Origin of the sequence: Streptococcus marmotae, assembly GCF_001623565.1 — a bacterium.
GTDB classification, from domain to species: Bacteria; Bacillota; Bacilli; order Lactobacillales; family Streptococcaceae; genus Streptococcus; species Streptococcus marmotae.
This window is the reverse complement of record NZ_CP015196.1, coordinates 1,586,250-1,599,217: the sequence shown is the minus strand read 5'-3', so window position 1 is coordinate 1,599,217 and position 12,968 is coordinate 1,586,250. Positions and strand designations below refer to the sequence as shown.

Annotated in this window: 11 protein-coding genes and 1 riboswitch; of the genes, 5 read left to right on the top strand and 6 right to left on the bottom strand. The window is 41.3% G+C overall.

Features of this window, described 5'->3' with window-relative positions:
- Nucleotides 1-89 precede the first annotated feature (89 nt).
- From ppc to A4H00_RS08010, 4 genes are all read right to left on the bottom strand, one after another.
- Nucleotides 90-2,786, bottom strand: a complete 2,697-nt coding sequence (gene ppc, locus A4H00_RS08025; RefSeq protein WP_067089189.1) for a phosphoenolpyruvate carboxylase — start codon at nucleotides 2,784-2,786, stop codon at nucleotides 90-92.
- Between the two features lie 26 nt (nucleotides 2,787-2,812).
- A complete protein-coding gene (locus tag A4H00_RS08020; protein WP_067089185.1) occupies nucleotides 2,813-4,033 on the bottom strand; it encodes an FtsW/RodA/SpoVE family cell cycle protein in 1,221 nt (406 codons plus the stop codon).
- A gap of 159 nt (nucleotides 4,034-4,192) precedes the next feature.
- Nucleotides 4,193-4,567: a DUF4430 domain-containing protein gene (locus tag A4H00_RS08015; RefSeq protein WP_067089181.1), complete on the bottom strand. Its 375-nt coding sequence runs from the start codon at nucleotides 4,565-4,567 to the stop codon at nucleotides 4,193-4,195.
- Nucleotides 4,548-5,054 (bottom strand): hypothetical protein, encoded by a 507-nt coding sequence (locus A4H00_RS08010; RefSeq protein WP_099092163.1) that lies wholly within the window; start codon nucleotides 5,052-5,054, stop codon nucleotides 4,548-4,550. The genes A4H00_RS08015 and A4H00_RS08010 overlap by 20 nt, the downstream gene beginning before the upstream one ends.
- Before the next feature lie 125 nt (nucleotides 5,055-5,179).
- Here A4H00_RS08010 and A4H00_RS08005 point away from each other — a divergent pair, with 125 nt between their 5' ends.
- From A4H00_RS08005 to lysS, 5 genes are all read left to right on the top strand, one after another.
- On the top strand, nucleotides 5,180-6,019 hold the full coding sequence (locus A4H00_RS08005) for a glycoside hydrolase family 25 protein (protein ID WP_067089173.1): 840 nt from the start codon (nucleotides 5,180-5,182) through the stop codon (nucleotides 6,017-6,019).
- Between the two features lie 27 nt (nucleotides 6,020-6,046).
- A riboswitch (TPP riboswitch) is annotated at nucleotides 6,047-6,142 on the top strand.
- A 63-nt stretch (nucleotides 6,143-6,205) separates the two neighbouring features.
- Nucleotides 6,206-6,763 (top strand): energy-coupled thiamine transporter ThiT, encoded by a 558-nt coding sequence (gene thiT / locus A4H00_RS08000; RefSeq protein WP_067089168.1) that lies wholly within the window; start codon nucleotides 6,206-6,208, stop codon nucleotides 6,761-6,763.
- A gap of 100 nt (nucleotides 6,764-6,863) precedes the next feature.
- Complete coding sequence (locus A4H00_RS07995) at nucleotides 6,864-7,706, top strand: DUF368 domain-containing protein (protein WP_067089165.1); 843 nt, start codon at nucleotides 6,864-6,866, stop codon at nucleotides 7,704-7,706.
- Nucleotides 7,706-8,188: an aminoacyl-tRNA deacylase gene (locus tag A4H00_RS07990; protein ID WP_067089161.1), complete on the top strand. Its 483-nt coding sequence runs from the start codon at nucleotides 7,706-7,708 to the stop codon at nucleotides 8,186-8,188. The genes A4H00_RS07995 and A4H00_RS07990 overlap by 1 nt, the downstream gene beginning before the upstream one ends.
- A 111-nt stretch (nucleotides 8,189-8,299) precedes the next feature.
- A complete protein-coding gene (lysS, locus tag A4H00_RS07985; RefSeq protein ID WP_067089156.1) occupies nucleotides 8,300-9,790 on the top strand; it encodes a lysine--tRNA ligase in 1,491 nt (496 codons plus the stop codon).
- A gap of 483 nt (nucleotides 9,791-10,273) precedes the next feature.
- Here lysS and A4H00_RS07980 read toward each other — a convergent pair whose 3' ends face one another.
- Both A4H00_RS07980 and pheT read right to left on the bottom strand, forming a co-directional pair.
- Nucleotides 10,274-10,558, bottom strand: coding sequence for a DUF2087 domain-containing protein (locus A4H00_RS07980; protein WP_067089152.1), 285 nt, complete (start codon nucleotides 10,556-10,558; stop codon nucleotides 10,274-10,276).
- A 4-nt stretch (nucleotides 10,559-10,562) separates the two neighbouring features.
- Complete coding sequence (gene pheT, locus A4H00_RS07975) at nucleotides 10,563-12,965, bottom strand: phenylalanine--tRNA ligase subunit beta (RefSeq protein ID WP_067089148.1); 2,403 nt, start codon at nucleotides 12,963-12,965, stop codon at nucleotides 10,563-10,565.
- Nucleotides 12,966-12,968: the final 3 nt, after the last annotated feature.

The following is a 12,968-nucleotide window of genomic DNA, read 5'->3' as shown; positions in this document are numbered from 1 at the left end:
CTTTCACTAATAGAACGAATGAATTGACAATTGGTTACAGCATATTGAGCAAATAGACAAAAAAATCGGCCAAAACCGATTTTTTGTTCTTAACCTGAATTCCGCAAACCAGTTGCAACACCATTGATGGTAATATGAATCAGACTTTCCTGATCCGCACTTAATTCTCCACGACGGAGGCGGTTGATCAATTCAATTTGAATGTAATTCAAGACATTGAAATAAGGCATGCGGTAAGCAAGACTGGCTTTTAAGAACGGTAGTTCTGCTAATAATTCATCATTTTGCTCAATCGCCAAAATCATATCTTTGGTTAATTGCCATTCATCCAAAATGGTATAGAAAATAGAATGCACGTCTTCATCCTCACACATCTTGGCATATTCAAAGGCAATGTTCATGTTAGATTTGGAGAGGACCATGTCCACATTTGACAGCAGAGAACGGAAAAATGGCCAATTTTCATACATTTGTTGGAGCTTAGCAAGATTGTCTGGATCCTTGTCAATGAATCGTTTGAAACTAGAGCCCACTCCATACCAACCTGGGAGCATGACACGATTTTGCGACCATGAGAAGACCCACGGAATGGCACGGAGTCCTCCGATTTCAGTAATGGTTTTTCGCGCTGCTGGACGGGAACCAATATTCAAACTAGACACTTCACGAATTGGGCTCGCTGCAAAGAAATAATCGTAAAAATTCGGATTGCCAAAGACTAGATCACGATAAATTTGGTAACTGTCCTCAACAATATCGTTCATGATTGCACGATAGCCATCAATTTCATCTAAATCAACAATCATCTGCGTCACCATCCGGTCTAAGGTTGCCGATACCAGCATTTCTAAGTTGTAGTAGGCTGCATCCTTATTACCGTATTTATTTCCGATGACCTCTCCTTGTTCTGTCAAACGAATCCGATCCTTGATAGAACCAAATGGTTGAGAAGTAATGGCATCGTAAGAAGGACCACCACCACGTCCAACTGTCCCACCACGTCCATGGAAGAAGGTAATTTTCACGCCATACTCTTGACCGATTTGGGTCAATTCATTCTGCGCTTTGTAAAGGGTCCAACCAGATGACAGATAGCCACCATCTTTATTGGAATCAGAATAGCCTAACATGATTTCTTGGTAATGATTGTTGCCTGCAATCCAAGATTTAGCAACGTCTAACTGCAAGTAATTGCGCATGGTGGCAGGGGCATTGTCCAAATCTTCAATCGTTTCAAAGAGGGGCACAATCTGCACGCGCGCACGTTCTGCATCAACCAGACCAACTTCTTTTAGGAGCAAGGCTAATTCTAGTAAGTCAGATACATGCTCAGAATGAGAAATAATATGCTGTTTGATGACTTCCTCACCTAGCTTATCTTTCAATTCACGGGCTGCTGCAAAAATAGCCAATTCCTTTTCTAACTGCTCTGATTTTGGAATATGGGTCGCAGATAAAATCCGTGGATCATCAACCAATTCTTTTAAGAGTACCTGACACTTTTCTTCTTCTGATAAGCTGCTGTAATCTTCTACAATTTTCGCAGAAGCTAATAGTTCAGCGACACTAGCCTCATGAATGCTCGAATCTTGGCGCATATCGATACTAGCCAAGTAAAATCCAAAGGCTTCAATCGCTTCTAATAATTCGGTCAAATCACCTTTTAATAGCGCCACACCCTTGTTTTCTTCCAAGGATTCTTTTATGGCAATGATGTCTGCCTTAAACTCTCGAACATTGGCATACCGATCGTCATTTTTCTGGTCATGAACTAGATAATCGCAGGTATTGGCCAATTTCATCTGGATATAATGAAAGGCTTTACGATAGGGCTCATGCTCACGATAAACAGAATGATCTGCAGATAAATCAGCCAAAGCTTGAACTGCTGGACTGACCTCAACAATGGTTGTTGATAAGGAGAAATTACTGTAGAGTTTTTCCAGTTGGTCATGGTAGTAATTCATAATGACTTCACACTGGGTAAGGGCAGACAATTTCAGGGTTTCTGCTGTAACAAAAGGATTGCCATCACGGTCTCCGCCAATCCACATCCCCATGGTAATCGGACGCGGATTCACTAGCTCAATTCCACGCTCTGCCGCAAGATTCTTGTATTCTCGCTGGAGTTTGGTCACTGCCTTGATAAAGGAGCTGTTATAATACTCCATGACATTGGTAATTTCATTGGTTACCTTGAGTTTCTTCTCACGAATCATCTCGGTCTGCATGATGATTTCCACATAGCACCGCAATTCATCAAGCCACTTAGTGCGGTTCATGAGACCCAGCTTCACATCACGATAGCGGCGGAGCAATTCATGGATATGCTTGGTTAAATCAAGCATAGACTGACGTTGAACCTGGGTCGGATGAGCGGTCAGAACAGGAACCACATTCAGATTTTCTAAGATTGTAGCCGCATCTTCACGCTGAGAAACCAAATCAATCGTGGTCGAAATTTTTCCAAGATAATCTTGGCCCAAATTATTCTGATGATTGATTTCATAAGCTAAATCCACATCTTCTGAAATGTTAATCAAGAGAGGTAACACTGCAAAATAACGGGAGATAACTGCTAGCTCATCGTTGGTCAATTGACCAATGATTTCCATTAACAAACCGTAATCATCTTGTTTTGAAAGAGTTCCAAGTTCGATAATCTTATCAAAGGTCTCTTCAGACATTAGCTGACGTGCAACATCCTGTAAGATATCTGTCAAAATTCCTACTTCTTCTTGAATCGTCTCTTTATTGTTGTAGTTTTCTAATTTTTGTATCGCCATATCTTCCTTTTCTCCTCATTTTCTTACTAAATCATTGTTCGTTCAATCTCTTCTCGAATTAGTTCGTGCTTTTCACTAGCATCAATATTGAGCACAAAAGCAATTCCTATAGAAATAATCAATAAACTATTTCCTCCTTGAGAAATAAATGGGAAGGTGACTCCCGTCGCTGGAATCAGACCAGAAATCCCGCCAATATTGACAAAGGTCTGAACGAGTAACATACCAGCTACCCCAAATGCCACCATCGCATTAAAGGGATTTTTAGATCGAATACCGACTACGATAATGCGCAAAATCAAGAAAAACAAGAGGGCCAAAATAAGGCTCGCTCCAAAAAAACCAAGCTCTTCTATGACAATCGAAAAGGCAAAATCGGTATGCGCTTCTGGTAGATATCCATTCTTTTCAATCGAATTTCCTAATCCTCTGCCAAACCAGCCACCATTGCTCATGGCATAGTAGGAATTGGTCAACTGCAAACCTGATTCGGTTGCATTTTCAAAAGGATTGAAATAAGCAGCAAAACGCCGCGCAATATAGCCAAATAGAGGAATTTTTGCCACAAATTCAACACCAAGCAAACGAATAGATCCTAATAGTAAAGCTGAAACAGACACAATTGCTATCAAGGCTGTTGAAAACCAGCGGTAGCCAATTCCACTGACCGTTACCATGACCACGATGATCAGAGCAACAATGACTGCATTTCCAAGGTCCGGCAATGATGCAACTAACCCTAAAAAAGCAAGGCTAACCATACGCCAATCATTTAGCTTATTCGGAACCCAGCGTCCCTTGGTCAAAGCTTGATAGTCATACTTACGAATCTCTCCTTGAATCTTGGCAAACTTATGCGCCAGATACCAAACAATCAATAATTTCAGATATTCTGCTGGTTGCAAGCCGATAATCCCGCCTGGTCCCAGACGAATCCAACCATGCGCTCCATTGACAGCATCAAAAAAATGGGAAATAATCAGTAAAAATCCATTGATTAAGAGCGTTATAGAAATCAAGCCTGATCTACGCAGAAAGCTCAATTTCATGCGATAAACTAGGTAAATCAACCCCAAACTAATCACCCAATAGCTAGCCTGGCTGATCAGGGGTTTAAAAGGATTTCCACCATTTTGGACCTGCAAGGCGCTCGTTGTCGAATAAATCATGATCAGCCCGACAATGGACAAGATTAAATACGGAATCAAAATAGAATAGTTCAGCAAAGGCCGTTTATCAATTTTCATCTATTCTCCTAAGCATCTTTTGAATATTGTTCTCATTATACCATATTTCTAGTTAAAATACGGAAAAATCTGACAATTTTACAGAAAAGGAGGCAGAATGGAAATGTTAGAACAAAAGTTAGAGAGCTTCACGATACATGAAACTCTCTATTCCTATCTTTATTTAAAGGTCTTCAAGTAAAAAGCAATTGTATCGCCATCTGTGACCTGCATTTCTTTTGCACCTTTCGGAGCCAATTCACCATTCACATCATACATCCAGTAGGTATTTTTTGCTGTGTCTTGCGTGACCCCATCAATGGAAGTCACAAGACCTTCTTGTTCTTCAATTTTATGGTAATCTTCTAATATATCCATAACTGTATCATCTTTTTCAAATGATACCTTTTCTTCGACTACTTTATCATCAGGGAATGTCACTTTTAAAGTTGCGGTGTAGGTTTGTTCTGAATCAGAAGGTTTCATTTGGGGCTGGCAAGCCACCAAAAATAGACCTGCTATTACAGACAGAATGCTAAGAACGATTTTTTTCATAAGTGTAATATCTCCTAAATATAGAATAAATTATCGGGTAAAATAAAATAGTTGAAACACTATGTAAGACATCAAACGACAAACCATTTAGCCAATAAACAATCGGATTTGTTCCGTATTGCCAGGCAATCGGTAAGCTAATCGAAAAGCCATAGAAAAATAGAACTAATCCTGAAAATAGACTTTGCAAAGCTAGCGGTATCCGATTCCGACGAATAAACGGAACCAGTAATACATACCATATCAGCATCACGAATGCAAAACTCAGTATTTGCCAGAAAACAACCAAACCAAAGCCAAATAAGAGGCTACTTCCCAGCATGGTTAAGGCCATCACCCACAGGCTATCACTCAACGGCCAAAAACAAAGACTGACTAAAAAAATAGCTGAAATCGGTTTGATATTTGGAAAACCAGCAAATGCAAAGCGCAACGCAATGGATAAAGCTGCCAAAATCACTATCTGACTCATTCGTCTCGTTGACATCACACACGACACTTTCTCATTTATTTCCTACTATAGGGTAACGAATTCTTTGCGGACTGTCAAGAATAATTTCCCTAAGGTGTATTTTTTTGATTTTTTAGCTAGTTTACGCTAGAATAAAGAGGATGAGAAAGAAAATACACCCTATATTTGTTGCTGTCTTCTTCCTCTTGTTTACAGGACTCATCCTTGTGACGCGAGTAGTTAGTCAGGAACAAAACAAAGACGTAACAACCATCACTAGTACTACAAGTTCCTCTAGTGCGCCAACTTATCATGCAAAGCCAATCCATATTACAAATGCTTTGGAGATGAAGCCAATCGTTGACGTATCCGGCTGGCAGAGGCCATCTGATATTGATTATGATGTCCTTTCTGCTAATATTTCTGGTGCTATTATCCGAGTACAGAGCGGTTCTCACACCCGAAAGGATAACAATGCCTCCGATAAAAATGGCTTGGATAAACATTACCAGACTCACATAAAGGAATTTCAAGAGCGTGGGATTCCCGTAGCTGTCTATGCCTATGTCACCGGAAATAGTATCGAGTCGATGAAGAAAGAAGCGAAATCTTTCTATGAGGCCTCTTACAAATACAACCCTACCTACTATTGGCTTGATGTCGAAGAAAAGACCATGGAGGATATGAATGCCGGGGTCGAAGCCTTTCGTCAGGAATTAGAGGACTTGGGCGCTAAAAACATTGGTATCTATGTTGGAACCTATTTTATGGCAGAGCATAGCATTTCCGTCGATAAATTTACTGCCCTTTGGATTCCGACTTATGGAACAAACTCTGGCTACTACAATGCTGCTCCTGCGACTGATTTAGACTATGACTTACACCAATATACATCTGTAGGAGCACTTAGCGGCTTTGCCCATCATTTGGATTTGAATTTGATTACTACTCAAAAAGAACCAAACGAAGTCTATCAAAAATTATTTACAAATCCACAGTAATGTGTTATACTACAAGTACATTAAATAACTATCACAAAGGAGTGCTTCGGCTGAGATCGCATTTGCGAAATCCTCGAACCTGATCTAGTTAACACTAGCGTAGGAATTGTGTTTGAAATATACTTAGTTTTCACTCGTATTATCGAAGACCAAGACTCCTTTTGTGATTTAAAGGAGTCTTTCTTTATGTCCAAAAATCTCAATGCCCTTGTTGAAGTCGCCCTCTTTGCAGCTCTTGCTATGGTCTTATCCTTTATTCCTGACTTTATCGGCTGGTTTAATCCATCCTTTGGCGCTATTCCTTTAATACTATTCTCTTTACGAAGAGGCGCAAAATACGGTCTCTTGGCAGGTCTGATTTGGGGGTTGCTCCACTTTGTCCTTGGCAAGGTCTACTATCTTTCCTTCTCTCAAGTCTTTTTGGAATACATTCTTGCCTTTGTCGCAATGGGACTAGCAGGCTACCTAGCACCTAGTTTCCAAACAGCATTAAGAACAAAAGAGTACACAAAAGCGCTCGTACAAGCCTTTCTAGCTGCTAGTCTTGCTATCCTTGTTCGCTACGTGATTCACTACATTGCTGGTGTTATCTTTTGGGGTAGTTATGCTCCTGAAGGCATGTCTGCTTACTGGTATTCCTTCACCGTTAACGGAACAGCAGGTGGACTGACCCTCTTTGTTGTCCTACTTGTCTTGGGTATTCTCATACCTGCCAATCCACGTTTTTTCTTGCCAAATAAATAAGGGCCTGCCCTCTCTCACAAAATATGGTATAATAGTATCGTTTTGAACGTTTTACGTTTTAGTTGGATCTATTATACCTTATTTTTTTATGGAGGAAATAATGACATCTTTTATTGCAAGAGTTGTAAAGGGAATGATTATTGCCCTTGGTTTTATCTTACCTGGTGTATCAGGAGGTGTATTGGCAGCCATTTTGGGAATCTATGAACGGATGATTCGTTTTCTTGCTCATATTCGCGAGAATTTTATTGAAAATGTCCTCTTCTTCATTCCAGTAGGAATTGGAGGAATTTTAGGAATCGCCCTCTTCTCCTATCCCGTCGAATACCTCTTGGAACACTATCAAGTCATCGTCTTATGGGGATTTGCGGGAGCTATTGTCGGAACAATCCCGAGTCTCGTCAAAGAATCTACCCAGCATAGTAAACGGGATATGGCTGATCTCGCTTGGCTGTGCGGAACCTTTCTCCTATCTGGTTTGCTGCTTTATTTCCTCAATGATTTAGTAGGAACCTTACCAGCTACTTTTGCTAGCTTTGTTTTGGCAGGAGCCTTGATTGCCTTAGGGATTTTGGTGCCTGGGCTCAGCCCTTCCAATCTTCTCCTCATTTTAGGAATTTATGCTCCTATGCTCAATGGCTTTAAATCACTTGATTTGATTGGCACCTTCTTACCCATTGCAATCGGCGGTGTCCTTGCCATGCTTGCCTTTTCAAAAGCTATGGACTTGGCTCTCAAATATTACCATTCCCGAGTGTATCACTTCATCATTGGAATTGTTTTGTCTAGCACTGTCCTAATTCTCATTCCCCAAGCTGGAAATGAAGAGTCCATTTCCTACGCTGGCGCAGGCATTGGAACCTGGTTTCTGGCCCTACTTCTCTTTGGATTGGGGATTTGGCTAGGTCTTTGGATGAGTAAACTGGAGGAAAAATACAAGTAATGGCCAAGCAAAAGAAACGCAAAAAAACCTTGGTGGACCAAATTTTAGATAAGGCAGGGCTTGACCATGATAGTCTTGAAATCAACGCACTTGAAGGCAAACTACCAGAAGGTGTGGAAAAACATCAGATTTACAAAACACTTGCCTTAATCGGTGATAAGACAGGCCCCGTTATCGGCATCGTTCCTATTACAGAACACCTATCAGAAAAGGCATTAGCTAAGATTTCTGGTAATAAAAAAGTCAGCATGATTCCCCAAAAAGATTTGGAAAAAACAACCGGCTATGTCCACGGTGCCAACAATCCTGTTGGTATTCGCCAGAAGCATCGTTTTCCAATCTATATCGATCAATCCGCCTTAGAATTGGGACAAATCATCGTCTCAGCTGGAGAACTTGGCCGCTCTATTCGAATGGATAGCCAAGCATTAGCTGATTTTGTCGGAGCAGAATTTGCAGATTTGATTACCAAAGCTGACTAGATAAACCCGTTAAAATCATGTATATAATAGAAAAAATTAGCTATCCTAGCTGATTTTTTTTTGGTTTTATGCTAGAATGAATGAGATAGACTTTGGAGGAATGAAACAACTATGTCAAATGAACATTTTGAAGAATTAAATGACCAGCAACTCGTTCGCCGTGAAAAAATGGCAGCTCTTAGCGAAAAAGGGATTGATCCATTCGGAAAACGATTTGAACGCACAGCTAATTCAGCAGAATTAAAAGCACAATACGAAGATAAAAGCAAGGAAGATTTGGCTGAATTGGGTGCTACTGCTGTTATTGCAGGACGTATGATGACAAAACGTGGAAAAGGAAAAGCAGGCTTTGCCCACATCCAAGACCGCGAAGGTCAAATCCAAATCTATGTCCGTAAAGATGATGTCGGTGAAGAAAACTATGAACTCTTCAATAAGGCTGACCTCGGAGACTTTATCGGGGTCGAGGGAGACATCATGCGGACCAATATGGGTGAATTGTCCATTCATGCCCGCAGATTAACCCACTTGTCAAAAGCCCTTCGCCCATTACCAGAAAAATTCCACGGCTTAACGGATACCGAAACTATTTACCGCAAACGCTACTTAGACTTGATTTCAAACCGTGAAAGTTTTGACCGCTTTGTCACTCGTAGCAAGATTATCTCAGAAATCCGCCGTTACCTTGACGGACTTGGTTTCTTGGAAGTCGAAACCCCTGTCCTTCACAATGAAGCTGGTGGTGCTGCTGCCCGACCTTTTATTACCCACCACAATGCCCAAAATATTGACATGGTTCTACGGATTGCAACAGAATTACATTTGAAACGCTTGATTGTCGGCGGTATGGAACGTGTCTATGAAATTGGTCGGATCTTCCGTAATGAAGGAATGGATGCTACTCACAACCCTGAATTTACATCCATCGAGGTCTACCAAGCCTATGCAGACTTCCTTGATATCATGAACTTGACCGAAGGCATTATCCAACACACTGCAAAAGCTGTTGTCGGAGACGGACCAATCACTTATCAAGGAACAGAAATCAATATCCACCTGCCATTCAAACGCCTTCACATGGTTGATGCGATTAAGGAACAAACGGGTGTTGATTTCTGGCAAGAGATGACCTTTGAAGAAGCAAAAGCTGTGGCAAACGAACATAAGGTTCCAGTTGAAAAACATTATACTGAAGTTGGTCAAATCATTAACGCCTTCTTCGAAGAATTTGTAGAAGATGCCCTTATCCAGCCAACCTTTATCTATGGACATCCTGTGGCTGTGTCACCACTTGCTAAGAAAAATCCTGAAGACGACCGCTTCACGGATCGTTTTGAACTCTTTATTATGACCAAAGAGTATGGAAATGCCTTTACTGAGTTGAATGATCCCATTGATCAATTGGAACGCTTTAAGGCGCAAGCTAAAGCCAAAGAATTGGGAGATGATGAAGCCACTGGCATTGACTACGACTATGTAGAAGCTCTTGAATACGGTATGCCCCCAACAGGCGGACTCGGTATCGGAATCGACCGCCTCTGCATGCTCCTAACTGACACCACTACTATTCGTGACGTCTTACTATTCCCTACGATGAAATAAGACTATATACAATAAGCCACCAGTATCCTTTACTGATGGCTTTTAAAATACAAAAGGGAGCAGATGAATACTTATACTCCATTAAAATCAACGTTAATATTTTGCAACTTACTTAGATAGTTTGGACGACCTTTTTTAGTATTACCTATTTCATTTACTGAAAAAGTATTCTATTTGATTCACTTAGCCTACTCCATTTTATAGCAATAAATAACTAATTATAGATAAAATGGCTATTAAGAAAAAAACTTGGAAATCTCCAAGTTTTTTTCTTAATCCAGTTTTGTTGGCTCACCTATTGGATAGCGCTCTTCTCCCTACCAATAGACATGTGGTCTTTTAAGTTCACAATCTCACATTTTTCATCATCAAGCATAATTTCCCTATCGCGATTTTCACGAGATAGTTGCATGAGAAACCTTCGACAAGCACCACTCAGTGGACAGAGACACACGAAATCTCTTCTACTGGAGTATCGTCTCCTTATCTCTCATCCAAATAACCATTTCTCTCTCCTATCGTATAGATTTTTCCATACAAATCACGCTCTAAAAAACCATAATCAACCAAGTATCGCCGCAAAATAGCCGTATCATCGTAATAGGTCTTGAAAAAATCATTGATTTCTTTTTCCGTAAACTGTTGGCCTTGCTCGGCTAGTTGCTGCTGAAAATAATGAAATAATTGCCATTTGGCTTGTTCTTTTTTGGGAATGGTCACCAATCGGCCTTGTCTGAAATATTTTTGCTGAATAGTTGCTTGATCCATAGCCCTACCTAATTTCTGCTCCTAATTGGCTAAGGGCTGCAAAGATTTTTTCCATATACTTAGCCACTTCCTCATCAGTCAAGCTATCCTGTGGATTTTGGAAGGTCAAGTTATAAGCCATGGATTTTTTACCTGCTTCAATGTTACTACCAGTATAAATATCAAAAAGACTTACCTTCGTCAAACGCTTCACATTTACAGCCGAAATCGCATCAAGAATCGCTTGGTGCTGCGTCTCACTATCTACCAAGAGGGCAATATCACGGCTAACTGCTGGGAATTTTGAAATTTCTGTGAAAGGCTTAGCTGGCTGAAGAGCTGCTTCAATGGCATCAATACTGATTTCAGCCACATAGGTTTCAGGAATTCCATATTCTTTTGCAAGCTGTGGATGTACCTGTCCAAGTACACCAATCACCTGACCATTTAGCTCAATCTGAGCAGTTCGTCCAGGATGAAGCGCTGCTAGGCTACTAGTTGCCACATAGCTGACCTCAAGTGAATACTTGGCAAATAGGGCTTCTAGAATTCCCTTAGCATGGAAGAAATCAACTGGAACTGCTGCAGTTTGGAAATCTTTTTCTGCTACTAATCCTGTCAAAGCAAAAGCGAATTTCATGATTTCTTGTGGCAAATCTTGATGTGGATTACCTGTCTGTTCAAAGACTTTTCCGATTTCATACAAGGCCAAGTCTTTATTTTTACGGGCTACATTATAGGCTACTGTTTCTAACATCCCTGAAATCATGTTTTGACGAAGAGCAGAACGATCGACTGTCATTGGCCACATCAATTCTGTTACGCTTGTGGGTGCCAAGCTAAATTCAGCTGCTTTTTCAGGAGTTGTCAGTGCATAGGTAATTATTTCACTCAACCCAACCCCCTCAGCAATCTGACGTATCTGACGGCGGAGTTTTTGGCTCCTTGTCAATTCACCAGCTGTTCCATCTTCTTTTGGCAAGGTTGTTGGAAGATTGTCATAGCCATAGATCCGTGCAATTTCTTCGACCAAATCTGCTGGAATGCGAATATCCCAACGGCGACGTGGAACTTGGACAGTAAAGCTGGCATCATCACCAGTAATCTCCATACCCAAACGGCGGAAGATGTCAGCAATATCGCTATAAACAAGACTAGTTCCCAAAGAGCGATTGACATAGTCCAAGTCGGCTGAAACAGCTACTGGACTGGTCTCTACTTCTCCTGCAGACACAACACCTGAAAGAACCTGACCACCTGCTAATGTTGCAATCATGCTGGCTGCCGCATCCATAGCCGCTGCAAGATCAGCCACGTTGATTCCTTTTTCAAAACGAGAAGAAGATTCCGAGCGGAGATTTAATCGACCAGATGTTTTCCGAATGGATTTTCCATCAAAAAGTGCCGCTTCTAACACCACATTTGTCGATTGATGATCAATCTCAGTTGCAGCGCCACCCATGACACCACCAAGGGCAACCGCCTTATCAGCAACGGAAATGACAATATCATCTGCTACCAATTCACGCTCGACTTCATCTAAAGTGACCAAGGTTTCCCCGTCTCTTGCATCACGCGCCACAATCTTTTGGCCTTCAAATTTATCCAAATCAAAGGCGTGCATAGGTTGTCCAAAATACAAGAGAATATAATTGGTCACATCCACTACATTGTTAATTGGGCGAATTCCCGCATTCATCAGGAGATTTTGTAACCATTGAGGACTCGGTGCGATTGTCACGTTTTCAATCACGCGCGCACGATAGGTTGCAACCTTTTCAGATTCAATCGCTACCTCAATCACATCGCTGGCTGGCTTGTCTGCTTCGACCAGTGGAAACTCTTTGAACTGAGGAGTTTTGTCATAAATTGCTGCCACTTCATGGGCTACCCCACGCATGGACAGAGCATCCGCACGGTTTGGCGTAATGGACAGTTCAATTACCTCATCGTCTAGGTCAAGGTAGGAAAAGACTTCATCACCATTGACCGCATCAGCCGGTAAAATCTGGATACCGTCCGCAAATTCTTTTGGAATAACCGAGTCAGAAATCCCCAACTCGCCTAGAGAACAAATCATACCGAGCGATTCCAAGCCACGGATTTTTCCTTTTTTAATCTTATAATTATCGGCAATACGTGCACCAGGAAGAGCAACCATAACCTTAATTCCCGCACGGACATTAGGCGCTCCACAGACAATCTGGCGTGGCGCTTCTTCACCGACATCTACTTGGCAGACATGAAGATGTGTATCTGGCACATCCTCACAAGAGAGGATTTCTCCCACCACAATTTTTGACAGACCATCTGCTGGAGAAGTCACCCCCTCTACCTCGATTCCTGTCGTTGACATCTTTTCCGCCAATTCCTTGCTCGGCACATCAATATCTACTAATTCTTTTAACCATTTATAACTTACTAACATCGT